The sequence below is a fragment of the Streptosporangium sp. G11 genome (assembly GCF_051192615.1).
GTDB lineage: Bacteria > Actinomycetota > Actinomycetes > Streptosporangiales > Streptosporangiaceae > Streptosporangium.
On sequence record NZ_JBPJUQ010000048.1, the window covers coordinates 17,472 to 41,414 of the forward strand.

General features: G+C 71.8%; 21 protein-coding genes. 8 read left to right on the forward strand and 13 right to left on the reverse strand.

Features of this window, described 5'->3' with window-relative positions; all coding sequences use genetic code 11:
- Positions 1–49: 49 nt before the first annotated feature.
- The 8 genes from ACSDR0_RS33440 to ACSDR0_RS33475 form a co-directional block, all read right to left on the reverse strand.
- Positions 50–1,195, reverse strand: coding sequence for an AAA family ATPase (locus ACSDR0_RS33440; protein WP_435292923.1), 1,146 nt, complete (start codon positions 1,193–1,195; stop codon positions 50–52).
- Positions 1,192–1,503 carry a nicotinamide riboside transporter PnuC gene (gene pnuC / locus ACSDR0_RS33445; protein WP_435292971.1) on the reverse strand — a complete coding sequence of 104 codons (312 nt, stop codon included), beginning with the start codon at positions 1,501–1,503 and terminating at the stop codon, positions 1,192–1,194. Before pnuC ends, ACSDR0_RS33440 begins: the two co-directional genes overlap by 4 nt.
- Entirely contained in the window at positions 1,413–1,832 is a 420-nt protein-coding gene (locus ACSDR0_RS33450) for a nicotinamide mononucleotide transporter family protein (protein WP_435292924.1), read from the reverse strand. The genes pnuC and ACSDR0_RS33450 overlap by 91 nt, the downstream gene beginning before the upstream one ends.
- Before the next feature lie 232 nt (positions 1,833–2,064).
- Positions 2,065–3,054, reverse strand: coding sequence for a biotin-dependent carboxyltransferase family protein (locus ACSDR0_RS33455; RefSeq protein ID WP_435292925.1), 990 nt, complete (start codon positions 3,052–3,054; stop codon positions 2,065–2,067).
- Positions 3,051–3,677, reverse strand: a complete 627-nt coding sequence (locus ACSDR0_RS33460) for a 5-oxoprolinase subunit B family protein (protein WP_435292926.1) — start codon at positions 3,675–3,677, stop codon at positions 3,051–3,053. Before ACSDR0_RS33460 ends, ACSDR0_RS33455 begins: the two co-directional genes overlap by 4 nt.
- A complete protein-coding gene (locus tag ACSDR0_RS33465) occupies positions 3,674–4,429 on the reverse strand; it encodes a LamB/YcsF family protein (protein ID WP_435292927.1) in 756 nt (251 codons plus the stop codon). The genes ACSDR0_RS33460 and ACSDR0_RS33465 overlap by 4 nt, the downstream gene beginning before the upstream one ends.
- A gap of 7 nt (positions 4,430–4,436) precedes the next feature.
- The gene (locus ACSDR0_RS33470) at positions 4,437–5,948 is read right to left on the reverse strand and encodes a hypothetical protein (RefSeq protein ID WP_435292972.1); all 1,512 of its coding nucleotides are present in this window, start codon (positions 5,946–5,948) and stop codon (positions 4,437–4,439) included.
- 206 nt (positions 5,949–6,154) lie between these two features.
- Positions 6,155–6,427 (reverse strand): hypothetical protein, encoded by a 273-nt coding sequence (locus ACSDR0_RS33475; protein ID WP_435292928.1) that lies wholly within the window; start codon positions 6,425–6,427, stop codon positions 6,155–6,157.
- A gap of 546 nt (positions 6,428–6,973) precedes the next feature.
- On the opposite strand from ACSDR0_RS33475, the gene ACSDR0_RS33480 reads away from it, so the two are divergent.
- The 3 genes from ACSDR0_RS33480 to ACSDR0_RS33490 all read left to right on the forward strand — a co-directional run bounded on the left by ACSDR0_RS33480 (position 6,974) and on the right by ACSDR0_RS33490 (position 12,055).
- Positions 6,974–9,067, forward strand: a complete 2,094-nt coding sequence (locus ACSDR0_RS33480) for a SpoIIE family protein phosphatase (RefSeq protein ID WP_435292929.1) — start codon at positions 6,974–6,976, stop codon at positions 9,065–9,067.
- 244 nt (positions 9,068–9,311) lie between these two features.
- Entirely contained in the window at positions 9,312–10,979 is a 1,668-nt protein-coding gene (locus ACSDR0_RS33485) for an RNA polymerase sigma factor (RefSeq protein WP_435292930.1), read from the forward strand.
- Positions 10,980–11,134: 155 nt separating this feature from the next.
- The gene (locus tag ACSDR0_RS33490; protein WP_435292931.1) at positions 11,135–12,055 is read left to right on the forward strand and encodes a hypothetical protein; all 921 of its coding nucleotides are present in this window, start codon (positions 11,135–11,137) and stop codon (positions 12,053–12,055) included.
- 64 nt (positions 12,056–12,119) lie between these two features.
- On the opposite strand, the gene ACSDR0_RS33495 is transcribed toward ACSDR0_RS33490, so the two are convergent.
- A complete protein-coding gene (locus ACSDR0_RS33495; RefSeq protein ID WP_435292932.1) occupies positions 12,120–12,860 on the reverse strand; it encodes a YaaA family protein in 741 nt (246 codons plus the stop codon).
- Between the two features lie 46 nt (positions 12,861–12,906).
- Between ACSDR0_RS33495 and ACSDR0_RS33500 the strand changes: the two genes are divergently transcribed.
- Positions 12,907–13,656: a GNAT family N-acetyltransferase gene (locus ACSDR0_RS33500; protein WP_435292933.1), complete on the forward strand. Its 750-nt coding sequence runs from the start codon at positions 12,907–12,909 to the stop codon at positions 13,654–13,656.
- A 17-nt stretch (positions 13,657–13,673) separates the two neighbouring features.
- Here the strand turns inward: ACSDR0_RS33500 and ACSDR0_RS33505 are convergent, their stop codons facing one another.
- Positions 13,674–13,904, reverse strand: a complete 231-nt coding sequence (locus ACSDR0_RS33505) for a DUF7455 domain-containing protein (RefSeq protein ID WP_030920243.1) — start codon at positions 13,902–13,904, stop codon at positions 13,674–13,676.
- 240 nt (positions 13,905–14,144) lie between these two features.
- On the opposite strand from ACSDR0_RS33505, the gene ACSDR0_RS33510 reads away from it, so the two are divergent.
- Positions 14,145–16,217 (forward strand): DNA gyrase/topoisomerase IV subunit B, encoded by a 2,073-nt coding sequence (locus tag ACSDR0_RS33510; RefSeq protein ID WP_435292934.1) that lies wholly within the window; start codon positions 14,145–14,147, stop codon positions 16,215–16,217.
- A 204-nt stretch (positions 16,218–16,421) separates the two neighbouring features.
- On the opposite strand, the gene ACSDR0_RS33515 is transcribed toward ACSDR0_RS33510, so the two are convergent.
- Positions 16,422–16,916 (reverse strand): beta-class carbonic anhydrase, encoded by a 495-nt coding sequence (locus ACSDR0_RS33515; RefSeq protein WP_435292935.1) that lies wholly within the window; start codon positions 16,914–16,916, stop codon positions 16,422–16,424.
- Positions 16,917–17,082: 166 nt separating this feature from the next.
- Here ACSDR0_RS33515 and ACSDR0_RS33520 point away from each other — a divergent pair, with 166 nt between their 5' ends.
- Positions 17,083–17,400, forward strand: a complete 318-nt coding sequence (locus ACSDR0_RS33520; RefSeq protein ID WP_435292936.1) for a hypothetical protein — start codon at positions 17,083–17,085, stop codon at positions 17,398–17,400.
- 167 nt (positions 17,401–17,567) lie between these two features.
- A complete protein-coding gene (locus tag ACSDR0_RS33525; RefSeq protein ID WP_435292937.1) occupies positions 17,568–17,933 on the forward strand; it encodes a VOC family protein in 366 nt (121 codons plus the stop codon).
- A 227-nt stretch (positions 17,934–18,160) separates the two neighbouring features.
- Here ACSDR0_RS33525 and ACSDR0_RS33530 read toward each other — a convergent pair whose 3' ends face one another.
- Positions 18,161–20,656, reverse strand: coding sequence for a DNA gyrase/topoisomerase IV subunit A (locus ACSDR0_RS33530; RefSeq protein WP_435292938.1), 2,496 nt, complete (start codon positions 20,654–20,656; stop codon positions 18,161–18,163).
- Between the two features lie 217 nt (positions 20,657–20,873).
- Complete coding sequence (locus ACSDR0_RS33535; RefSeq protein WP_435292939.1) at positions 20,874–21,497, reverse strand: GNAT family N-acetyltransferase; 624 nt, start codon at positions 21,495–21,497, stop codon at positions 20,874–20,876.
- A gap of 363 nt (positions 21,498–21,860) precedes the next feature.
- Here ACSDR0_RS33535 and ACSDR0_RS33540 point away from each other — a divergent pair, with 363 nt between their 5' ends.
- On the forward strand, positions 21,861–23,930 hold the full coding sequence (locus tag ACSDR0_RS33540) for a RecQ family ATP-dependent DNA helicase (protein WP_435292973.1): 2,070 nt from the start codon (positions 21,861–21,863) through the stop codon (positions 23,928–23,930).
- Positions 23,931–23,943 lie beyond the last annotated feature (13 nt).

The following is a 23,943-nucleotide window of genomic DNA, read 5'->3' on the forward strand; positions in this document are numbered from 1 at the left end:
CCGGGCGAGGCCCGCGACGCCGCCCGCCGGGGCGGGCCTCTCCGGGCCCCTACAGCGGTTCCGCGAACTCCCAGCCTCGCTCCAGCAGGGCGTCCACCGCCCGTACGGCCCGCGACAGCCGGATCTCCGGCGGCCCGGTGACGACCAGGTGGGGCAGCCCGCCCGCGGCCAGTTCCTCGCGGAAACGGGCGTCCATCCGGTGCCGGATCGCCTCGCCGTCACGCCAGCCGTCCTGCTCGAAGGGCACGCCCTCCACCGAGGTGTGGATCCACAGGTCGTGCCGGGCCCGGCGGTGCACGGCGGTGGCCTCCGCGGAGAGCTCGCCGAGATAGCGCTCGTGCCACAGGGAGGTGGTGAAGGCGTCGGTGTCGCACACCAGCAGCGGCGACCCCGTCCTGGCCGCGGCGTCCTCCCAGGCGAGCTGGCGCTCGGCGATCACGCCGAACTCCGCGGGCTCCCACCCCAGGTCCTCCAGCCATGGCTCGGGCAGCCCGCCGAGTTTGGCGTGACGGCGGGCCAGGGCGAGCTTCTCCTCGCAGTACGTCCTGCCGTACTCGGGCACCCAGCGCGTCGCCGCCCACGGCCCGCCGCGAGCCGCGTAGTGGGCGGCCAGAGCCCTGGCCAGCGTGGTCGTGCCGCTGGACTCCGCGCCGACGACCACCACGCGCCGCGCCAGGTGGCCGCGTACGGCAGGAGAGAGATGGTCCCAGCACGACACCGGGTCGTTCCTGACCATCGTCCCGCTGACCGGGAACCGTTCCCGGCCCGCGTCGACGCCGACGTGGGCGGCGCCGAACCGGCGGGCCAGCTCGGGGCCGTACGCCTCGGAGGAGAAGACCGCGTCGATCTCCGGCACGCGGCCGTGCGCCTGGGCGAGGCCGTACCGGAACACCTCGACGTGCGCCGACCAGATCTCCGGGTCGTCGTAGTCGATCTCGACGTCGTCGACCACCGGGGCGATCGTCACGTGGGCCTGAGGGTGCGCCTCGCGCAGCCAGGCGGCGCGCAGCCCCAGCGGGACGCTCTCCGCGGTCGACGCGGCGACCACGACGCTCACCCCGGCGCATCGCGCGGCGGCGGTGTCGATCAGGTGGTGGTGTCCGGCGTGCGGCGGGTAGAACTTGCCGATCACCAGCCCGTGGGAGAAGGTCCCGCCGTCCACCGGCACGCCCCGCGCCCCCTGAGGCCCGCTCACGCCGCCGCCAGGACGGGACGGGAGGTGAGATCCGCCTGCCAGGCCCGCAGACCGGCGACGCACAGCGCCAGGAAGACCACGTACAGGACGGCGGTCAGGTGGAGGCCCTTGTAGGCGTAGAGGGGTATGTAAACCACGTCGGCCGCGATCCACAGCCACCATGACTCGACCAGCTTCCGGCTCTGCCCGTAGGTCGCGGCCAGGGACAGGGCGGTGGTCAGGGCATCCCATACCGGCACGGTCGAGTCGGTCCAGGCGGTGAGGGCGAGGGTGAGGCCGGTGGTGGCCACGATCCCGAAACCGGCCAGCGCCGCCCACTCGGCGCGTCCGGTACGGCGGATCTCCAGGGGGTCCGCCCGGCCCCGCCGTACAGCCACTGCCACCATCCGTACAGGCTCAGCGCGACGTAGACGATCTGCAGCGCCGCGTCCGCGTAGAGCCCGGCGGTCAGGAAGACCGCCCCGAGCAGGATCACGTTGGCGGTTCCGATCGGCCAGTTCCATATGTTCCGGCGGACCACCAGCCAGACCGTGAGGACGCCGGTGGCGAATCCCAGGAGCTCCGCCCAGCTGGTCGGGGTTCCCGCGACGGTGAAGGCCGGTCGCAGGAGGGGGGCCATCAGCTCGGCGAGCGACATGTGGTCTCCTCAATCGTCGCGATGACGATAATCGGTCGCCTCGGTCCGCTCGGACGCGGGTCACCCACACGGGGCCCGGTCGCCTCGGTCCGCTCGGACGCGGGTCGCCCACGCAAGGTCCGGTCGCCTCGGTCCGGACCACCCGCGAGGCGCCCGTACGCGCCCGCCCGTCCTCGTGCCCGGTCGTGTGGCCCATCCGGCCCCGCGAGGCGAGGGCCGCCCGCCGGCCGGGTCAGGCGAGGCGGAAGCGTGTCCGGTCGCCGGGGCGGAGCTGGGCGGCCCCGGCGAGGCTCGCCGAGGTCAGGACGGCGATGACCGGGTAGCCGCCGGTCGGCGGGTGGTCGGCGAGGAACACGATCGGCTGGCCGCTGGGCGGCACCTGGACGGCCCCCGCCACCATGCCCTCGCTGGGCAGCTCCCCGTCCCTGGCCCGCTCCAGGCGGGCGCCGCGCATCCGCACGCCCACCCGGTTGCTGTCCTGGCTGACCTCGTACGGCCCCGCGCACAGGGTGGCCAGGGCTCCGGGGACGAACCAGTCGTCCCGGGGGCCCGGCACGACCCGCAGGACGCCCGCCCCGGCCTGCGGCGGGGGCGCCGCGTCCACGATGATCGGCGGCAGGCCACCGGTCGGCCCCACGGGCAGGACCGTCCCGGCGCGGAGCGGGGGAGGACCGAGGCCGGACAGCGAGTCGGCCGACCGGCTCCCCATCGTGACGGGCACCTCGACACCGCCCCGGACGGCGACGTAGGTGCGCAGGCCGGCCCCGGGCATCCCCAGGCACAGCTCGCCGCCCGCGGGGACCCAGAAGGGCGCGCACATCCCCTGCGAGACCGTCATGGGAGCGCCCGCCCCGCCCGCATGAACACCGCCCGGATGAACACCACCCGCGGAGGCGCCGCCCGAAGAAGCGCCCCCTACGAACGCCTCGCCCGTGGAGACCTCGCCCGTTTCGGCCGGGACCGCCCGGCGCGGTCGTACGAGGTCCAGGGGGCAGGCGGCACCGGTGACGGCGGCCCAGGCCCCGGCGGTGAAGCGCAGCCGGGCGCCGCCGAGGGTCAGCTCGATCCCCGCGGCGTTCTCCGGGTTGCCGACCAGGCGGTTGGCCAGCCGCAGGCTCGGCTCGTCCGCCGCGCCCGAGCGGGGCACCCCGAGGTGGGCGTACCCCGGCCGGCCGAGATCCTGCACGGTGGCGTACGGCCCCGGCGCGATCACCTCGATCATGGCTCGCCGACCGGCAGGAACCGCACCCGCGTCCCCGGCGTGAGCAGGGCGGGCGGGTCGGCGGCCACGTCCCACACCGCTGTCGTGGAGCGGCCGAGCAGCCGCCAGCCGCCGGGGGAGGCCGAGGGGTAGACCGCCGAGTAGGGGCCCGCGACCGCCACCGCCCCGGCGGGCACCGAGGTCCGTGGGGTCTCCAGCCGGGGGACGTGCAGCGCCGGGTCCAGCCCCGTGAGGTAGGCGAACCCGGGGGCGAAGCCCAGCCAGCCCACCACCAGCTCCCGCCCGGTGTGCCGCTCGACCACCTCCCCGCGGGAGAGCCCGCTCAGCGCGGCGACGTCGTCGAGGTCGGCGCCGTCGTACACGACGGGAAGGACCACCTCGGGCGCGGGCCCGGTCACCGCCGCGTCCGCGGCGGAGGCCGTGTCCAGCAGACGGGAGAGCTCGTCTCGCAGGCGCGCGGGGTCGCTCCCCGGCGCGGTGACGAGGACGGTGACGGGGCCGGGCACGATCTCGACCACCCCGGAGGGCCGGTCGGCCCGCAGCAGGGCGTCCAGCCGGTGGGAGACCTCCAGCGAGCCCGTCTCCACCAGCAGCGCGTGTTCCCCGGCTCGCCGGATGCTCACGCGAAGGACCTCAGCGTCACTCCGGCGTCCAGCAGGCCGTCGCGGACGGCGCGGGCCATCAGCACGGCGCCGGGGGTGTCGCCGTGCACGCAGATCGAGCGCGCCTCGACGGGGACCCGCGAGCCGTCCACCGCCTCGACCACCCGCTCGGTCGCCATCCGCACGGCCCGGTTCGCGACCGTGCCGGGGTCGTGCAGCACCGCGCCGGGGGAGCGGCGCGAGACCAGCGTCCCCGCGCCGGTGTACGCGCGGTCGGCGAACGCCTCCACGACGGTGGCGACCCCCTCCCCGGCGGCGATCTCGTGGACGACGGAGCCGGGCAGGGTCAGCAGCGGCAGGTCCCGGTCGTAGTCGGCGACCGCCGCCACGACGGCCGCCGCCTGCTCGGGGTCGCGGCAGATCCGGTTGTACAGCGCGCCGTGCGGTTTGACGTAGGAGACCCGGCCGCCCATCGCCCTGGCGATGCCGTCCACCGCCCCCAGCTGGTAGAGCACCTCGGCGCAGAGCTCCTCGGGGTCGACGTCCATCTCCCGGCGGCCGAACCCGGCCAGGTCCCGGTAGGACACCTGGGCGCCGATCACCACCCCGCGGTCGACCGCCGCCGCGCACGTACGGCGGATGATCAGCGGGTCGCCCGCGTGGAACCCGCAGGCGACGTTGGCGCTGGTCACGACGTCGAGCAGGGCCTCGTCGTCGCCCAGCCGCCAGATTCCGAAGCCCTCGCCGAGATCGGCGTTGAGATCGATCACCATGGCTCACCTACACCGGAGGCTCGTCGGGAATGTCCGCGATGTCATCGAGGGCGATGGCCAGCTCCTCGGGGTCGTCCCCGATGCGCTCGGCGATCTCGATCAGCACGTGCAGCACGTCGTGCCGGTCGTGCCCCAGGTCCAGCAGCCGCTGCGCCGCCTCCCAGAGCTGCGGGGGGTCGCCCTCCCAGAGGCGGGCGGCGATCTCCTCGTGCCAGGCGAGGTGCTCGTCGTAGTCGCGCCGGTCGAGCTCGCCCGCGTGGTCGATGCCCAGCAGGATCCGCCGGTCGGTGTCGTCGGCCGGGTTGAGCAGGCTGAGTTTGATCTCGCCGTGCGTGCCCTGCAGGAAGGGGAACGCGAACACCCGCCTGGCCAGCGCCGACAGGTCGCCGTCCGGCAACAGCCGGTCGAGCAGGTCGCGGTCGAGCCCGAAGGTCGTCGGGTCGCGGTAGGACTCCGCGAACTTGCCCGTCGCCTCCCAGACCGCGTCGAGCGTGGCCCGCAGCCCCTCGTCGGGCAGCCCGGTCCTGCCCGCGGCGAAACGCGCCCACGCGCCCAGCACGTGCGGCACCGCCTCCTGCTCGGCGGTGTTGAGCATCACCTTGCGCGGCAGCCAGTCGAGGAGGAACGTCTCGCACTTGGTCGGGCTGACCCGGAGCGGGCGGCCGAAATCCTGGTCGCAGCCGTAGTCGATGATGTGGTCGGCGCACCGGGAGGCCGCCGAGGGGTCGGACAGGTGCTCGGCCGCGTCCGAGGACAGGAACTCGGCCGCCAGCATCGCCCGGCGGTCGCGGCTGTAGGGGGCCTCGCTGTGCAGCGGGGCCGGCCGCTTCCTGCCGGGCGGCAGCGCCTTGATCCGGGACCTGGCGAAGGCGTGGTAGGCGCTGTAGCTGTCGCTGACCGGCGCGGCCGCCTTGCGCTGGCCGTAGTCGGCGGTGGCCTTCATGGCCGATTCGAGCAGCGCCCTGGCCTGCTGCGGCTCGATCTCCCCGAACCTGAGCATCGGGTTGCCCTCGGCCTCGGCCCTGGCCTGCTCCAGCAGCTTGTCGACGTGCGAGGAGACCCATGCGTCACGGGCGATGCCGCGCATGTTGTAGTCGACGATCACCACCAGCGCGTGCCGGTCCTCGATGTTGTCGGTGCCCCGGTAGCCGAAGGTGCACACCACGGTGTCCTGGTCGCCGTACGCGTCGCGGGAGACGAAGCAGCCGGTCGTCTTGACCACGCCCAGCCGGTCGGCCCAGCGGGGCCTGGCCACGTCGCGCTCCATGAGCGCCAGCGCGGCGCCCTCCGCCTTGGCGGCCTGGCGGGCCGTGCCGAGGTAGGCCAGCGCGATCAGCAGGGTGAGCGCGGCGGGCGAGCCGGCCTTGGCCGCGTAGTCGACCAGGCCCTCCCCGAGGACCTGCTCGGCGTCCCCGCGGCGCAGCCGGCGCCCCCACCAGGCTCCGATCATGTCGGAGACCATGAGCTCGGCGTCCAGCGGGCTGCGTACGGCCAGCAGCTCGCGAGCGGCGAGCAACATCTCGGAGAAGACCGCCTCGGGGGACTGGCTCTCCCTGGGGTCTCGACGATGTCGCCGGCTCAAGCAGCCTCCCCCGTCGGGCGCGCGAGCCCATCACGGACGCCGCCGCCGCGCTGATTGGCCCGCTCGCTTCGCTCGCTCACGCCCCAACCTTCTCGCATTCCCGGTCCAAACGGTGCGTAGAAGACGGCCGGGTGCTCCCGATGCTACCGGGGACCGCGGGGCGGCGGCGCGGAGTTGACAAGGGCGAGCAAATGCTCGCGGGCGACGCGCTCGACGACCTCGGCCGTCGGCTCGATGCCGAGATGCTCGGCGCAGGCGCAGACCTCGGCCACGCATCTGTCGACGGTGTCGAGGGGCACCGTGAGGAACTCGGCGGCCAGATGAGAGGTCACCGGCTCGTACAGGGCCGTCGAAGGCGTCGAGGGCGCTGCGAGGTTCGGGGAAGGCCCGGCGAAGCGGGTGGTGAGAACGGGCATGGATGTCGCATTCCTCCGGAGTTTCCCGGGGGGCATCCCCCGGATGTGTCGGCGAGGACGTGCGTTTTCATTCCACAACTTATCTCGGGAGTGTCAACCCTCGGCGCCGTGATATGGAAAGCTGGCCCCGTGTCTTGACTGAATCCTGCAACAGAGGAGTAAGTGAGTGTCCCCGAACAGGGAGCCGAGTTGACGGTGAGTCAGTAGCCTGATTTCGCCTGCAAGCCCGACGGAGATGAGGTGGGCAGTTGCCGGGACGGTCCGGCCCGATCCTGCTATGGTCCTGGCCGCAAACGTTCGGAGGCGCAACGCCGGCCGGTCGGCGCCCGTGCGGGAGCCCCCTCGCGCCGGCGCGAGGGTTCCGGTCATCGGAGCGGCGGTGTTCCCGGGGTGCGCGGACCGCATCTTGGGCGGGGCTTCCGTCCGCACCTGCCCATCGCCGATGATGTACTCCAGGATCCGGTCCCCCGGAGCCGCGCTACGCCAATTCGCAAGTTTGGAGATGTGCCTCGTGGGAGACCCTGGCACGCGACGGAGGTGCCGACCATGAGCGCCGAAACCTCCGTGCCCCGTCCCCGGGAGTCGGGTGTGGACATCTCAGACTCCGGCCTGTTGCAGGGCCTGCTGTCACAGTCGCCGTTCGCCTTCGCGTTCTTCGACCCCGGCGGCCGCTTCGAGCGCGTCGACGAGGTCTTCGCCGACGTGGTCGGCCTTCCCGCCGAGCGCCTGGTCGGCCGCGCCCCCGGCGAGCTGCTCTCCGCCGACCTGACCGCCCTGATCGAGGGTTCGGTACGCGGCATCGTGGCGGGGGCCGAGGTCGAGGGCGACCAGCGGATCCGCGTGCGCACCGCCGACGGCGAGACCCACCACTGGTCGCTGACCTTCTCCCCGATCCACGACGACAAGGGCACGCTTCGCGCGATCTGCCTGGTCGGCGTCGACATCACCGACAGCAGGCAGGTCGAGGAGGACCTCAGGCGCAGCGAGGAGCGCTACCGCTCGCTGGTCGAGGCCCAGTCCCAGCTCGTGTGGATCACCGCGCCCAACGGCGTCGTGGAGGAGGACGCGCCGCAGTGGCGGGCCATCACCGGCCAGGGGCTCGAGGAATACCTCAGCCACGGCTGGCTGGAGGCCGTCCACCCCGACGACCGCCCGCACACCGAGGAGGCGTGGCGCGAGGCGCTGCGCGGCCGGACCATGTTCGAGTGGAGTTACCGGGTCCGCACCCGGGCCAGCGGCTACCGGCACTTCGAGGTGCGCGCCGTCCCGATCATCCGGCACAACCGGGTCGTCGAGTGGGTGGGCGCCAACACCGACGTCACCCCGCAGCGCGAGGCCGAGGAGATGCGCGGACGCCTGACCGACCAGCTCGGCGCCGCGGCCCTGCGGACCGCCCGCCTGCAGGGCGCCACGGCGATGCTCGCCGAGGCGCTCACGGTCGAGCAGGTGGTCCAGGTCATCATCGACGTGGGCCGCACGGCGCTGGCGGCCGACCGCTCGGCCGTGGCGCTGCTCGACGTCGACCGGGCCGCGCTGAAACTGGTCAACAGCGGCGGAATCCCCGACGTCCCCGGCGCGCCCGGCGAGGAGATCCCACTGTCGCACTCCAGCGTGATGACCATGGCGGTCAACAGCCGGCGTCCGGTCTTCGCCGAGTCGCCGGAGAGCCTGCGCTCCCAGCTGGTCGACGCCGGCGGCGACAACGAGGCGATCACCGGGTTCATCGCCCACAGCGACGAGCGGGCCTGGGTGGGCCTGCCGTTGCTGGCCGCGGGTCGCGCGCTCGGCGCGCTGAGGTTCTCCTTCACCCGCCCTCAGAAGATCTCCCAGGAGGACGGGGTGTTCCTGGAGGCGCTTGCGGGTCAGTGCGCCCTCGCCGTGGAGCGGGCCACCCTGTTCGAGCGCGAGCACCGCACGGCCGAGACGCTCCAGCGCAGCCTGCTGCCCGACCGCCTGCCGGTGGTCCGGGGCCTGGTCCTGGCCCAGCGGTTCCGCTCCGGCAGCCGCCACGTGCAGGTCGGCGGCGACTGGTACGACGCGTTCGTGCTCCAGGACGGCCGGGTCGCGGCGGTGGTCGGCGACGTCATGGGCAAGGGCGTCAAGGCCGCGGCCGGAATGGGCCGCATCCGCAACGCCATGCGGGCCCTGGCGCTGACCAACCCGCCGCCCGCGGCGGTTCTCACCGGCCTCGACAGGGTCTTCGAGGCCACCGAGGAGGAGGAGCAGGTCACGACCCTCGCCTACATGGTCGTCGAGCCGGGCACCGGAGAGGGCACGCTGGCGCTCGCCGGTCATCCACCGCCCCTGCTGGTCTCCCCGCAGGGCGTGCCGCTGCTGTGCGACGGCGAGCCGGGCACCCCGCTGGGCTGGCCCACGAGCCGCCGGCAGTTCAGGTTCTGCGTCCCGCCGGGCCACACCGCCGTCCTGTATTCGGACGGTCTGGTGGAGAATCGTAAGCGTGGCCTCGATGCCGGGCTCGCTGATCTTTGCTCTGTTGTGACCGAAGCGCCGGCCGAAGTGGTCGGAAGCCCGCACATGTTGCTTGATTTTCTTGTAGATCGCATGCTGTCCGGATATGAGCAGGATGACGACGTCACGGTGCTCGCGATTCACGTTCCCCTCGCCACGAAGAGTGACTGAATGAAACAGTCATAACGGTTGCTTTCGGGTATCGGTGCCTCGCTTCCGTACGCACTACTCTCTTGGTCGGCCTAGGGTGGAGGGCAACCGCCAGGAGGCGGCCGTATGGATCACGGTGTCATGCCACAATGCTGGACAGGTGCGTCGCGGTTCGCGCGGCCTTGTTAATCACAACTAGAGGTAAAACTGCCCCTAGTTGGGCATCTGGGTCCATTCTCGTCACGCTTTCCTTCGAGAGGTGTTCGTGTCGCCTGCAAGTTCGACTCGCTCGAAGCCATCCGAGCTGAACGAGCCCGTCATTCAGCAGCTGATGGAGCGGGGGCGCTCGCAGGGGTTCCTCGAGTCCGAGGATGTCCGCAAGGCCGTCGAGGAAGCGGACATTCCGATGGCGCAGGTCGCTGGAATCCTGCGAAGCCTCAGCAAAGAGGGCATCACAGTACGGCTGACTGCCGAGGACTCCGCGGCTCCCAAGAAGCCCCGCACTCCCGCCAAGCGCCGTACCGCCCCGGCCGCGCCCGCCGCCGTCAAAAAGACCAAGACCGCCGCGGCGGCCAAGGAGCAGCCGGAGACCGTCACCGCGGTCGTCAGCGGCTCCGAGCCCGCCACGACCGCGGCCAAGAAGCCGGTGGCCCCGGCCAAGGCGGCTCCCGCCAAGAAGACCGCCCCGGCCGCCAAGAAGCCGGTTCCCACCCCGCCGCCGAAGAAGGCCGGTCCCGGAGTCGCCGCCGCGGCTCCCGCGTCCGCGTCGAAGCCGGTCACCGGTGACGACGACGAGGTCATCGAACTCGAGGACGTCGAGATCGAGGACTTCGACCTGGAGGCCGTCGCCGAGGTCGAAGTCGAGGTCGAGGTGGAGGTGGAAGCCGAGGTCGAAGTCGAGGCCGAGGCGGAGACCGAGGAGGAGCCCAAGGTCGAGGCCGTCGAGGTGAACGAGGACGAGGTCCTCATCCTCACCGACGACGACGATGACGCCCCGGTGCCTCAGGTCGCCGCCGCGGGCGCCACCGCCGACCCGGTCAAGGACTACCTCAAGCAGATCGGCAAGGTTCCCCTGCTCAACGCCGAGCAGGAGGTCGAGCTCGCCAAGCGCATCGAGGCCGGCCTGTTCGCCGAGGAGCAGCTCGGCACCGACGGCGAGAAGCTCCCGGTCGACGTCCGCGCCGAGCTGGAGTGGATCGCCGAGGACGGTCGCCGGGCCAAGAACCACCTGCTGGAGGCCAACCTCCGCCTCGTGGTCTCGCTGGCCAAGCGCTACACGGGGCGCGGCATGCTCTTCCTGGACCTGATCCAGGAGGGCAACCTGGGCCTGATCCGTGCGGTCGAGAAGTTCGACTACACCAAGGGCTACAAGTTCTCCACCTACGCCACCTGGTGGATCCGGCAGGCGATCACCCGGGCCATGGCCGACCAGGCGCGGACCATCCGCATCCCGGTCCACATGGTCGAAGTGATCAACAAGCTGGCCCGCGTCCAGCGGCAGATGCTCCAGGATCTGGGCCGCGAGCCCACCCCGGAGGAGCTGGCGCGCGAGCTCGACATGACCCCGGAGAAGGTCGTCGAGGTCCAGAAGTACGGCCGCGAGCCGATCTCCCTGCACACCCCGCTGGGTGAGGAGGGAGACAGCGAGTTCGGTGACCTCATCGAGGACTCCGAGGCCATCGTTCCCGCGGACGCGGTCAGCTTCACGCTTCTGCAGGAGCAGCTCCACTCCGTTCTGGACACGCTGTCCGAGCGCGAGGCGGGCGTGGTCTCGATGCGTTTCGGTCTGACCGACGGTCAGCCGAAGACGCTGGACGAGATCGGCAAGGTCTACGGGGTGACGCGCGAGCGCATCCGGCAGATCGAGTCCAAGACCATGTCCAAGCTCCGTCACCCCTCCCGGTCGCAGGTCCTGCGCGACTATCTCGACTAGAGGTTTCCTGACAAAGGGTCCGTGCCGTATGGTGCGGGCCCTTTGTCGTTAACGCGGGTGTAACAGCTCGGTAGCACGCCGTGTGGAACGCGATCCTAGGCTGCCGCCTTATGGGTGTGGCCGAAGCTGACAGGATTCGCGCCCGGGGACTGCGGGTGATCGTCGATCGTCCGTGGGCGGACGCGATGCTCGACGACGCGGTCGCCGCGGTACGCCGGAAGGTGTTCGAAGCCGGTACGGTCACGATCGGCGCGGCCCGCGGCGATCCGGAGAGCCGTGCGCTCAGGGTCGAGGCGCTGGCCATGGCCGCCGTCGGCCACAGCCGTGCCATAGAGGCGCTGACGGCCCGCGACCGGGCCAACCCCGACCTCTGGCTCTGGCTCGGGCGCACCCGAATCGAGGAAGCCTGGGCGATCAAGCCGGATGTCAAGGCGCGGGCCGTGCAGGCGCGGCGCATGCAGGCGTTCCAGGAGGCCATGGAGTCGGCCAGGATGCCGCTTTTCGCCGCGGCGTCGCTCTCGCCGTCCGATCCGGTGCCCTGGGAATCGATCATGTGGCTCTATCTCGGCCTCGACCGGCCGCGCCAGGAGAAGGACGCGGTCTGGTACGAGGCCGTTCGCCGTTATCCCACGCTGTTCCCGGCCAACGTGGCCCGGCTCATGACGTTGTCCCCCGCCTGGGGCGGCAGTGCCCAGAAGATGCTGGAGTTCGCCAGGCAGGCCGTCGCGCGGGCGCCAGACGGGGATCCGATGGCGTCCCTGGTGCCGTTGGCCCACTTCGAGCAGGTGGCCGCCGAGCGGTCGCCGATGTCGCGCGGCGGCTGGTTCTCCGACGGGGCGCTGCGCGAGGTCGTCTCGCACTCGGGCCGCTGGGTGGGGCGTGACAGCCATCCCCGGTCGATCGAGGCGCACAACCTGTTCGGTGCCGCCTTCTACCTCGCCGACCTGCGACGACCCGCGCGCGGGCACCTGGTGCGGACGGGGGGCCGGGTCAGCAAACTGCCGTGGTCCTATCTCGGTGATCCCGCCCAGCAGTTCCAGCGGGCCTGCGGGCGGCTCCACCTCGTCGCGGCGTGAGCCGGCCGGGGCCCTGGGCGCCGCCGGTCACGCGGGGTCTCCTGCCCGCCGCGTCCCCGGCACATCACGACATGACGTCGAGTGTCCACGACCGTTTCCCCGTGGGCGGCGCACAGAGCGTGACGGAGTGGCCGAGGTGGTCCAGGACCTTGACGAGTTCCTCAGGGCTCTCCGGATCGACGCCGCCTTCGAGCAGGGAGCGGGCGATCACTCCGCGGGTGGCCTTGGCCATGTGGCTGACCACCTTCCCGTCCCTGAGCACCCGTACCGCCACCGCCCGCCCGCCCGGCTGCCACGCCGCCGCGTACGTGCTGGAACGCAGGTCCACGACCAGGCCGGGCTCGGCGTCGAGCAGCGGTGTGACCGACCGGCGCCAGAAGGCGCCCAGGCCGCCGAGCGGCGGCAGCCGCACCCCCATCGACAACCGGTACGGCGGCACGCGGTCACCGGTCCGCAGCAGGCCCCAGAGGCCGGAGAAGATCAGCAGGGTCTCCGAGGCCCGCGCCGAGGCCTCGGGGGAGAGCGAGGCCAGGCCGAGGTTGTCGTAGAGCACGCCGGTGTACAGGTCGGCCGCGGCCAGCGTCGGAGCGGTCCGCAGGAGCAGGTTCCTGTCGACCTCGCCGGCCTGCCCCGGCGACAGGCCGAGCACGTCCCGCCCGGAGGGGCCCTGGCACAGCGCGGTGAGCGCGTCCAGGACGATCTCCCTGGACGGGCCGAGGGCGGGAAAGCTCAACCGGGACAGGTCGAGGGCGGGACCGTCGCCCCGCGCGGCCTTTCCCTCGGACGGAGGCAGCAGAATCAGCACAGTCGCCGAGCGTAGTGGGGCGATCGGGGGGTTAGGATCCTTCAGCATGATCGATGAGGTCTTCGACCGGCTGGTCGACCAGGCCTGGCCGGCGATTCAGCGGGTGGACGCCGGGGGCTGGACGCTGCGCGCCGCCGACGGGGTGACCAAACGGGCCAACTCCGTGCTGCCGCTGGGCGAGCCCGAGGATCTGGAAGCGGGCATCGAGAGGGCCGAGAGATTCTACGCCGACCGTGGGCTGCCCTGCGTCTTCTCCGTGGGAGGCGGTGCGACACCCGGCCTGGACGCGTCGCTGCGGGAGCGCGGCTACCGGGTGGTGGATCCCACGTTGATCATGACGGCGCGCCTCGAACCCGGGGGCGACGTGCCGGAGGAGCCGGGAGAGCCCGGAGAGGCGGGGGAGCCTGGAGGGTCGGTCGAGCTCGCTGGGGCGCCCTCGCAGGCGTGGTTGGACGCCTGGTGGAGCGTGGACGGGAGGTTCGGTGACGACGGTCTGGCGACGGCCGCGCGTATCCTCACCGGCGTGCCCGCCGTGTACGCCTCGCTCGGCCGGGAGGCCGTGGGGCGGGGCGTGGTCCAGGGGGAGTGGCTCGGGATCTACTCCATGGCCGTGATGCCGCACGCGCGGCGCAGGGGCCATGGACGGAAGGTGTTGCGTGCCCTGCTCTCGCATGCGCGGGCGCAGGGCACACAACGGGCATATTTAGTCGTAGTGGAGTCGAACACCGCTGCCAGGACGCTCTACGAGCGCCAGGGCTTCACGGTGGCGGGCCGATATCACTATCGGGTCCGATGATGGCTCCATTCGTCTGGTTATCGTTCGTCGTTGCCTGCCGTTGCCGGGGCGTCGCTGAGACGAGCGGACTCGTCCTGGATGTTGGCGCCCTTGTCTCTCAGCACGGCCACGTGCTGCCGCCCGTGATGGGCGCAGAACAGCAGCTCCCCACCTACGGGCAGGGTCGCGCGGATGTAAGCCTGGGCGCCGCACCGGTCACAGCGGTCAGCAGCTGTGAGCTGCTTGGCGGGGGCGAGGGTTCCAGTCACGTATCGCCTTTCAGGTCATCCCCTGAGGTGGAGGATCTGGCGTCAGTCACTTGAGAGAACATCTAACCCGATACGAACGTTCCCAACCGACCCCCTGCTACGCCCAGAGCGGAAAGTGTCCGAAAGTAACGATGATCACGCCGGATGTAACGCCCGTGCCCACCGGATGGCAAGCTTGTACGCGGCGTGGCGGGAAGAACGGTAAGCTGCGCACACGTGTTCGACAGAGTGGGAGTGGGCGTGACCGCAGTTAGCGCGGAGACGGGTTATACGGCCCGCCACCTGTCGGTGCTGGAGGGTCTCGAAGCCGTCCGCAAGCGTCCAGGCATGTACATCGGGTCGACCGACAGTCGCGGTCTCATGCACTGTCTCTGGGAGATCGTGGACAACGGGGTCGACGAGGCCCTGGCCGGTTACTGCAGCCGCATCGAGGTCGAGCTCCACCCCGACGGCTCCATCGAGGTCCGGGACGACGGCCGGGGCATCCCGGTCGACGTCGAGCCCAAGAGCGGCCTGGCGGGCGTGGAGCTCGTCTACACCAAGCTCCACGCGGGCGGGAAGTTCGGCGGCGGCTCCTACGGCGCCTCGGGCGGCCTGCACGGCGTCGGCGCCTCCGTCGTCAACGCCCTGTCCTCGCGGCTGGACGTCGAGGTCGACCGCGACGGCCGGATCCACGAGATCAGCTTCCGCAGGGGCGTCCCCGGCGTCTTCGACGGCGACGGCCCCAAGGCCAAGTTCAAGAAGAAGTCCGGGCTGCGCGACGGCGGCGGCGTGGCGAAGAACGTCACCGGCACCCGCGTGCGCTTCTGGGTCGACCACCAGATCTTCCTCCCCGAGGCCGAGGTCTCCCTCGACGAGATCCACGTCCGCCTCCGCCAGACCGCGTTCCTGGTCCCGGGCCTGACCCTGGCCGTTCGCGACAGCCGCGGCGAGGAGGCCGTCGAGGAGGAGTTCCACTTCGACGGCGGCATCTCGGAGTTCACCGAGTTCCTCGCCCGCGACGAGGCCGTCTGCGAGGTGCTGCGGCTGCAGGGCGTCGGCCACTTCCACGAGACCGTCCCGGTCCTCGACGACCTGGGGCACATGACCCCGACCGAGGTCCAGCGGGAGCTCACCGTCGACGTGGCGGTGCGCTGGGGCAAGGGCTACGACAACACCGTCCGCTCCTTCGTCAACGTGATCGCCACCCCCAAGGGCGGCACCCACGTCAACGGCTTCGAGCGCGCCCTGGTCCGCACCCTCAACGAGCAACTGCGAGAGACCCGCCTGCTCAAGAACGGCGACGCCCCCGTGACCCGCGAGGACATCATGGAGGGTCTCACCGCGGTGGTGACCGTCCGGGTGCCCGAGCCGCAGTTCGAGGGCCAGACCAAGGAGGTCCTGGGCACCTCGGCGGCCTCCAGGATCGTCGCCCACGTCGTCTCGCGAGAGCTCAAGGAGCTGCTCGCCAACCCGCCGCGCAACGCCAAGCCGCAGATCCGCGCGGTCCTGGAGAAGATCGTCGCGGCGGCCAAGGCCCGCATCGCCGCCCGGGAGCACCGCGACAACCAGCGCCGCAAGACCGCCCTGGAAAACTCGGCACTCCCCGCCAAGCTGGTCGACTGCCGCAGCGACGAGGTCGACCGCAGCGAGCTGTTCATCGTCGAGGGTGACTCGGCGCTGGGCACCGCCCGCGCGGCCCGCAACTCGGAGTTCCAGGCGCTGCTGCCGATCCGGGGCAAGATCCTGAACGTGCAGAAGGCGTCCGTCGCCGACATGCTCAAGAACGCCGAGTGCGCCGCGATCATCCAGGTCATCGGCGCGGGCTCCGGCCGCTCCTTCGACATCGAGGCCGCCCGCTACGGCAAGGTCATCCTGATGGCCGACGCCGACGTCGACGGGGCGCACATCCGCTGCCTCCTGCTGACCCTGTTCCACCGCTACATGAAGCCGATGGTCGAGGCCGGGCGCGTCTTCGCCGCCGTGCCGCCGCTGCACCGCATCGAGGTCATCAACCCCACGCGCGGTCACGGCAAGTACGTCTACTGCTACTCCGACTCCGAGCTGCAGCGGGTGCTGCGCGACCTGGAGCGCCGGGGCAAGCGCTGGAAGGACCCGATCCAGCGCTACAAGGGCCTGGGTGAGATGGACGCCGACCAGCTGGCCGAGACGACCATGGAGCCCCGCCACCGCACCCTGCGCAGGGTGCGGATCGAGGACATCGAGGAGGCCGAGCGCATCTTCGCCCTCCTGATGGGCAGCGACGTGGCCCCGCGCCGGGAGTTCATCGTGAGCAGCGCGGCCGAGATCGACCGCGACCACATCGACGCCTGACCGTCCCCGCCGGGTGATTCCCCGGCGCGGACGGCCGAAGGCGGGCTTCGCCGCACCGGTCAGGTGATCGGTCCGCCGCCGATCGGATGTGCCGGCGACTGATCCGTCATGCCCGGGACTCTCGAACGCCGGGAGACGCGGCGAACCGCGAAACCGTGATCCGGCCCCGGCCGGGACCGGATCACGAGGACCGGATCACGAGGTTCAGATCTCGACCGGCATCAGCTTGCCGGTGCGCACGTCGTAGACGGCCCCGCCGACCGGCATCCCCGCGGGCAGGAACGGGCTGGTCCTGATCCGTACGAGGTCGTGGCGCAGCGCCGCGTCCTGGTCGGGAACGGTGTGGAAGTCCAGGCTGCGGGTGTCGACGCCGTGCCGGGCGGCGATCGCGTGCACCTCGTCGTCGGTGACCTTGTTCATCCCGCAGTCGGTGTGCGGCATGACCAGCACCCGCTCCACCCCCAGCAGGTTGACCGCCAGGACGAGCGTGCGCAGCACGTCGTCGGTCACCCGGGCCCCGGCGTTGCGGAGGATCTTGGCGTCGCCCGGCTTCAGGCCGAAGACGCCCAGCGGATCGATCCGCGAGTCCATGCAGGTGACCACGGCGAGGCCGCGGGCGGCCCTGCCGGTCAGTTCGGCATTGGTGAACGTGGCGGAGAACTCCTCGTTGGCGGCCAGCAGGTCGTCAAAAGCACTCACGTACGCATCCCTCGGTCGGCGCAATCAACGGACTAATGATGCTTCATGCCCGTTTCCCGGAAGTTGCCGGGGCCGCACCGGGTGAGGACTTCACCAAGATCCCGCCACCGCTTCTCACCCTGGGTCATGATGTCGTCACCCAAAGTCCGGAAGTGTGGAGGGGCTGATGAGCAGGACCGAATCGCTGGCCGACTATCTTCGTGACCAGGGCAGGCGGAAGCTGGACCGGGTCGAGGTCAGGGACGGGGGGCGCAACGCGCGCTCGGCGCTGGCCCTGCTCGACGCGGCGGTCTACACCCGGTCGCTGAAGGACGACGACCCGTTCGTGGCCGTCCTCGCGGAGGCGGGGTGTTTCGGCCCGCAGGGGACCGGCGAGTTCGAGCCGACGGACAGGGTCGCCAAGGTAGTCCGCTTCTGGGAGTCGGGTGAGCCCTGGCAGTTGCTGATGGCGATCCGCTTCGCGCTCCAGGGCGCGCTCACCTGAGACCCCGGGTTTCAGGCCGTCCGCCGGGGAAAGGCGGATCGGGGCCGCGGCCGTGACACCGGGCCGGGGCGTCCCGCGTGCCCCGGGCCCGATCGGCGCGGAACGCCGTTGAAGCTCCCGGTGACACCGCCATAGGATCTTCAATGGTGCCGAGTCTGGGAGGAAGCATGGGAATCGCGCAGCTGAGGTCGATCGTCCTCGACTGTCCAGACCCCAAGCAACTGGCCGAGTTCTACAGTGCCCTCCTGGGCTGGAAGATCGCGAGTGTCGAGGACGACTGGGTGGTGGTCACCGGAGGCAGGCCCGGGCGGCTCTGCTTCCAGCTGGTCCCCGGCTACCGGCCACCGGAGTGGCCCTCCACCGAGCGGTCCCAGCAGTTCCATCTCGATCTGACGGTCGAGAACCTCGACGAGGCGGAGAAGGAGGCGCTGGCCCTCGGCGCGTCCAAGCACCCGTACCAGCCGGGCGAGGACGAGGGTTTCCGGGTCTTTCTCGACCCCGCCGGGCACCCGTTCTGCCTGTGCGTCGACTGATCGTCCTGCGCGCTCTCAGGGCCTCCGTGCCGATCGGGCGTCTCGCGTGATCGCGGCTTCGCGCTCGATCGGCCGCCTCGCGTGGTGTCCGGGCCTCACAGCCGGAGGTCGCGAGGGCTCCGCGGTCCGCTGACCGCCTCGCGTGCCCCCCGGTGGCCCGCCGTACCCGGCCCCTGGAGCTCCCGTCGTCCTGGCGGGAGCTCCAGGGGCTTTGTCGCGGACGAGGGTTACTCCTCCGGGGCGGGAGCCACCCCGGCGCCCTCCGTGCCGTCTCCGGCGCGGAGGGCGCCGCCCACGGCCGACACGGTGTGGGTGAGCCGTACGCCGGAGCCGTCACGGCGGCCCAGCTCCTCGGGGAGAGGCACGGGCTTGCCGACGGCCGAGACCGCGCGGGCCGGGCCGGGACCCGCCCAGGCGAGCAGCAGGACGTCTTCGCCCTTGAGGAACCGCTGGACGCGGACCCCGCCGGTACCCCTGCCCTTGGGCGGGTATTCGGCGAAATCGGAGATCTTGGCGCCGCCGATCTGGGTGCCGGGCAGTGCCGTCGAGGAACCGGCGATCGTCACGACCTGCGACTCCAGGGCCGGATCGACCGCGCCGAACCAGACCACCACGGCGTCGCCGTCCAGCCGCACACCGGCCATGCCGCCTGCGGGGCGGCCCTGGGGGCGGACGACGGAGGCGGAGTAGCGCAGCAGCTGGGCCTCGGAGGTGATGAAGACGAGGTCGTGGTCCTCGCTGTCCAGCTCCACCGCGCCCACCACGGTGTCGCCCTCCTTGAGGGTGATCACCTCGAAGTCGTCGCGGTTGGCCGGGTAGTCGGGAACGACCCGTTTGACCACCCCCTGCGCCGTGCCCAGCGCCAGGCCGGGCCCGTCGGGGTCGAGCGAGCCGACGCCGACGACGGTCTCGCCCGGGTTGAAGGTGACGTACTCCGACACCGGGTGGCCGCCGGACAGCGACGGCGGGTTGGCCGAGCGGGGCAGCGTGGGCAGGTCGACCACCTGGACCCGGATCATCCGGCCCTGGTTGGTGACCACGCCCACCTCGCCCCTGACCGTGCTCCGCACGGCGGAGATCAGCACGTCGTGGGCCGAGCGGTCGCCGTCGCCGGCCAGCGGCGAGGCGTCGAACGTGCGGGCCAGCAGGCCGGTGGAGGAGAACAGCACCAGACAGGGGTCGTCGGCCACCTCCAGGGGGGCCGAGGTGTTCCTCACGACCCCCGAGGACTCCAGCAGCACCGTGCGGCGCGGGGTGCCGAAGGTCTTGGAGATCTGGGCGAGCTCGTCGGAGACGACCTTGCGGAGCCTGTCGTCGGAGGAGAGGATCGCGGTCAGCTCGGCGATCTCGTCGCGCAGGGTCTGGCTCTCGCCGTCGAGCTCCAGCTTGTCGTAGCGGGTCAGGCGGCGCAGCGGGGTGTCGAGGATGTAGTTGGCCTGGATCTCCGACAGCTGGAAGACCTCCGTCAGGCGCTCGCGGGCCTGGGCGGAGTTGTCGGAGGAGCGGATGACCTGGATGACCTCGTCGATGTTGAGGAGGGCGACGATGAGGCCCTCGACGAGGTGCAGGCGCTCCTCGCGCTTGCGCCGGCGGTACTGGGAGCGGCGGCGGACCACGTCGATGCGGTGGTCGACGTAGACCTGGAGCAGCTCGCGCAGGCCCAGCGTGCGCGGCTCGCCGTCGACCAGGGCGACGTTGTTGATGCCGAAGGTCTCCTCCATCGGCGTGAGCCGGTAGAGCTCCTCCAGCACGGCCTCGGGGATGAAACCGTTCTTGATCTCGATGACCAGGCTGAGGCCTTTGTGCCGGTCGCTGAGGTCCTTGAGGTCGGAGATGCCCTGGAGCTTCTTGGCGGTGACCAGCTCCCTGATCTTGGTGACCACGCGCTCGGGGCCGACGTTGAACGGCAGCTCGGTGACGACGATGCCCTTGCGGCGGGGGTTCACCTGCTCGATGGCGCACTTGGCGCGCATCCGGAAGGTGCCCCGGCCCTTGGTGTACGCGTCGCGGATGCCGTCGAGGCCGATGATCGTGCCGCCGGTGGGCAGGTCGGGGCCGGGGACGAACCGCATCAGGTCGTCGAGCGTCGCGTCCGGCTTCTTGATCAGGTGGCGGGCGGCCGCGACGACCTCGACGAGGTTGTGCGGCGCCATGTTGGTGGCCATACCGACCGCGATGCCGGTGGCGCCGTTGACCAGCAGGTTGGGGAAGGCCGACGGCATGACCGTGGGCTCGGTCTCCTGGCCGTCGTAGTTGGGCTTGAAATCGACCGTGTCCTCGTCGATCGACTGGACCACGGCCATGGCCGCCGAGGCCAGCCGGGCCTCGGTGTAGCGCATCGCGGCGGGCATGTCGTCGGGGGAGCCGAAGTTGCCGTGCCCGTCGATGAGCGGCAGGCGCATCGAGAACGGCTGGGCCATGCGGACCAGCGCGTCGTAGATGGCGGTGTCGCCGTGCGGGTGGAGCTTGCCCATCACGTCGCCGACGACGCGCGACGACTTGACGTGGCCCCGGTCGGGCCGCAGGCCCATCTCGCTCATCGAGTAGAGGATGCGGCGCTGGACCGGCTTCAGGCCGTCCCTGGCGTCCGGCAGCGCACGCTGGTAGATGACCGAGTATGCGTATTCGAGGAAGCTGGTGCGCATCTCGGTGGAAACGTCGATGTCGACGATCCGCTCCTCGAAGCCCTCGTCTGTCGGGGGTGTGGTCGTCCGTCGAGCCATCTGATTTCCTGCGCGCGCGCCCCGGCCGTCAGGCCGGGGGGAGGCGCATCCTCCTTCTGTCTTCGTGGTCCAACCGTTGGCGCCGGCTCCCCGGGGAGCCTTGGCCGGGATGTCCGGCGGGAGACCGGCGACGGGGGCGACCGGGCATCGTACCGAGACTCGATACCATACCCAGCCCATCCGACACTTCCGGGCCTTCCCGGCCTGCCCGAGGGTGCTAAGGCCGTTCCCGAGGGGTTCCGGGGGTGCCCGGGGCGGTGGGAAGATCGCGGGTCCGGGGGCCCGCTCCCGGCCAGGGGCCGGGGGTCTCGCCCTCGTGCTCGTCACCCGGCACGTTCAGCCTGGTGTCGTAGATCCTGAAGCCGCGCGCCCGGTAGTTGGCGAGCGCCACCGGGCTGTCGAGGGAGCAGGTGTGCAGCCACACCCGCCGGGTCGGCTCCCGCTCCGGCTGCCGGTCGGCCAGGTCCCAGGCCCTGGCCGCGCCGATCTCCAGCAGGTGCCCGCCGATGCCCCTGCCGATCGCCCACGCCAGGAGGCCGAAGGAGGCGATCTCGACCGTCGCGTCCTCCTGGGGGGCGAGCTCGACATAGCCCGCGGGGGTGCCGCGGTGGTAGGCCACCCAGGTCTCCACGCCGCCGGCCAGCCAGTCGGCCCACTCGTTCCAGGTCCACGGCAGCTTGTTCGTCCAGTGCCAGTCCCCACCGACGGCCGTGGTGAGGAACCGGCTGAACTCGGGCGAGGGCAGCTCGGCGCGCACGACGTCGACCTCGACCGACGGCGGCTTGGCGGGCAGCAGGTCCGAGCGTGAGGTCTGTTCGAGGTACCAGGTGGTGACGTCCATAGTGGATGCATCAAATCACGACGTGGAGCCCGTCAGGTCCGCAGCTCCCGGCGCCGCACGTCCGGCGGAGCCGGGGAAACGGGCCGCGGCCCCCGGACGCCGCCCCGCCGCGCGCCCGCCGACCGCCCGGAAGCCCTCCGGCCGGCCCCCGCCCCTCTCTCCGGCGGGGCGTCCGCCGGGCCCTCCGTCCCTCTTCGGCACGGCGTGCTCCGGGGGCTCCCCATCCTCCTCCGGCAGGGCCCGCGCCGGGCCCCACCCCCCTCGGATGCCCCTCCCCGGTGCGGCGTCGAGGCCCGGGTGTGCCGTACCGGGGGAAAACAGTCGGCGAGACCTGGTACCAATGACCGGGTGAGCGAAGAGCTGATGCTGCGCGAAGAGGCCGAGAAGCGGCTGCGGGCGCTCGCCGGGGAGCACGCCCGGCTGCGCGAGGACCAGTGGGCGGCCATCAAGGCACTGGTCATGGACCGGCGCCGGGTGCTCGTGGTGCAGCGCACCGGATGGGGCAAGTCGGCGGTCTACTTCATCGCCACCGCGCTCCTGCGCGAGCTGGGCGAGGGGCCGACCGTCATCGTGTCACCGCTGCTGGCCCTGATGCGCAACCAGATCGCCGCCGCCGAGCGCGCCGGGATCACCGCGGTCACCGTCAACTCGGCCAACCCCGAGGAGTGGGAGCAGGTCTACAACCAGGTCGCCGAGGGCGAGGTCGACGTGCTGCTCGTCAGCCCCGAGCGGCTCAACAACCCCGACTTCCGCGACCACGTCCTGCCCGAGCTGGCCGAGAGCGCGGGCCTGATCGTGGTCGACGAGGCACACTGCATCTCCGACTGGGGCCACGACTTCCGCCCCGACTACCGGCGGCTGCGCACGCTGTTCGAGGAGCTCACCGAGGGCGTGCCGATCCTCGCGACCACCGCCACGGCCAATGCCAGGGTCACCCGCGACGTCGCCGAGCAGATGGGCGAGGAGACGCTCGTGCTGCGCGGCGCGCTGGAGCGCGACAGCCTCCACCTCGGGGTCGTGCGCCTGCGCGGCGCCGAGCAGCGCCTGGCCTGGCTCGCCCAGACGCTGCACGAGCTCCCCGGCTCCGGCATCGTCTACACGCTCACCGTGGCCGCCGCCCAGGAGATCGCCGCCTACCTGCGCGAGCAGGGCCACGAGGTGATCGCCTACTCCGGGCAGACCGAGCAGGTCGAGCGGCTCGCCGCCGAGCAGGCGCTGCTCGACAACAAGGTCAAGGCACTGGTCGCGACCTCCGCGCTCGGCATGGGCTACGACAAGCCCGACCTCGGCTTCGTCGTGCACGTCGGCGCCCCCCAGTCCCCGGTGGCCTACTACCAGCAGGTCGGCCGAGCGGGCCGAGGGGTCGAGCGGGCCGAGGTGATCCTGCTGCCCGGCGCGGAGGACCGCGACATCTGGGCCTACTTCGCCTCGCTGGCCTTCCCGCCCGAGCCCGTCGTGCGTACGGTGCTGGCCGCGCTGGAGGAGGGCGGCGTGATGTCCACGGCCGCCCTGGAGAACCGGGTGGACCTCAGCCGGAGCCGCCTGGAGACCATGCTGAAGGTCCTCGACGTCGACGGCGCGGTGCACCGGGTCAAGGGCGGCTGGGAGTCCACCGGCGAGCCCTGGGGCTACGACGCCCCGCGCTACGCCAGGGTCGCCGCCGAGAGGGAGGCCGAGCAGCGGGCCATGCTCGAATACCTCGACACCACCGGCTGCCGCGAGGAGTTCCTGCGCCGCCGCCTCGACGACGACACCGCCGCCCCCTGCGGGCGCTGTGACAACTGCACCGGAGTCCACCGCTCGCCCGAGGTGGACGAGCGGGCCGTACGGTCGGCCGCCGACCGGCTCCAGCGGCCCGGGGTGGACGTCGAGGCGCGAAAGCAGTGGCCGACCGGGCTGGCCGACCTCAAGGGCCGGATCAGGCCGGAGCTGGGCGCCGAGCCCGGACGGGCACTGGGCAGGCTCACCGACATCGGCTGGGGCAACCGCCTGCGCGGCCTCCTCACCGACGGCGCCCCCGACGGGCCGGTTCCCGACGACGTCTTCGCCGCCGTGATCAAGGTGCTGTCGTCCTGGGAGTGGGGCCAACGCCCGGTGGGCGTCGTCGCGGTGCCCTCGGGCGGCCGCCCCCAGCTCGTCCGCAGCCTGGCCGAGCGGCTGGCCCAGGTGGGGCGCCTGTCCTACCTGGGCGATCTCGGCTACCGGTCGGGCCCGCCCGGACGGCAGTTCAACAGCGCGCAGCGGGTCCAGGCGATCCGGGGCACCCTCGCGATGCCCGCCGCCCTGGGCGCGGCCGTCGCCGGGGCCGGGGGTCCGGTCCTGCTGGTCGACGACCTGGTCGACACCGGCTGGACGATGACGCTGGGAGCCGCCATGCTCCGCCACGCCGGAGCCCCCGCCGTGCTGCCCCTCGCCCTCGCGGTCACCAGCTAGCGGCGACGGGCCG

What these genes read in the sequence shown, in the direction of transcription:
- ACSDR0_RS33450 (WP_435292924.1), bottom strand. Translation starts at nt 1,832, where the DNA reads ATGTCGCTCGCCGAGCTGATGGCCCCCCTCCTGCGACCGGCCTTCACC.
- ACSDR0_RS33455 (WP_435292925.1), bottom strand. Translation starts at nt 3,054, where the DNA reads ATGATCGAGGTGATCGCGCCGGGGCCGTACGCCACCGTGCAGGATCTC.
- ACSDR0_RS33465 (WP_435292927.1), bottom strand. Translation starts at nt 4,429, where the DNA reads ATGGTGATCGATCTCAACGCCGATCTCGGCGAGGGCTTCGGAATCTGG.
- ACSDR0_RS33470 (WP_435292972.1), bottom strand. Translation starts at nt 5,948, where the DNA reads ATGTTGCTCGCCGCTCGCGAGCTGCTGGCCGTACGCAGCCCGCTGGAC.
- ACSDR0_RS33475 (WP_435292928.1), bottom strand. Translation starts at nt 6,427, where the DNA reads ATGCCCGTTCTCACCACCCGCTTCGCCGGGCCTTCCCCGAACCTCGCA.
- ACSDR0_RS33480 (WP_435292929.1), top strand. Translation starts at nt 6,974, where the DNA reads ATGAGCGCCGAAACCTCCGTGCCCCGTCCCCGGGAGTCGGGTGTGGAC.
- ACSDR0_RS33500 (WP_435292933.1), top strand. Translation starts at nt 12,907, where the DNA reads ATGATCGATGAGGTCTTCGACCGGCTGGTCGACCAGGCCTGGCCGGCG.
- ACSDR0_RS33520 (WP_435292936.1), top strand. Translation starts at nt 17,083, where the DNA reads ATGAGCAGGACCGAATCGCTGGCCGACTATCTTCGTGACCAGGGCAGG.
- ACSDR0_RS33525 (WP_435292937.1), top strand. Translation starts at nt 17,568, where the DNA reads ATGGGAATCGCGCAGCTGAGGTCGATCGTCCTCGACTGTCCAGACCCC.
- ACSDR0_RS33530 (WP_435292938.1), bottom strand. Translation starts at nt 20,656, where the DNA reads ATGGCTCGACGGACGACCACACCCCCGACAGACGAGGGCTTCGAGGAG.
- ACSDR0_RS33535 (WP_435292939.1), bottom strand. Translation starts at nt 21,497, where the DNA reads ATGGACGTCACCACCTGGTACCTCGAACAGACCTCACGCTCGGACCTG.
- ACSDR0_RS33540 (WP_435292973.1), top strand. Translation starts at nt 21,861, where the DNA reads ATGCTGCGCGAAGAGGCCGAGAAGCGGCTGCGGGCGCTCGCCGGGGAG.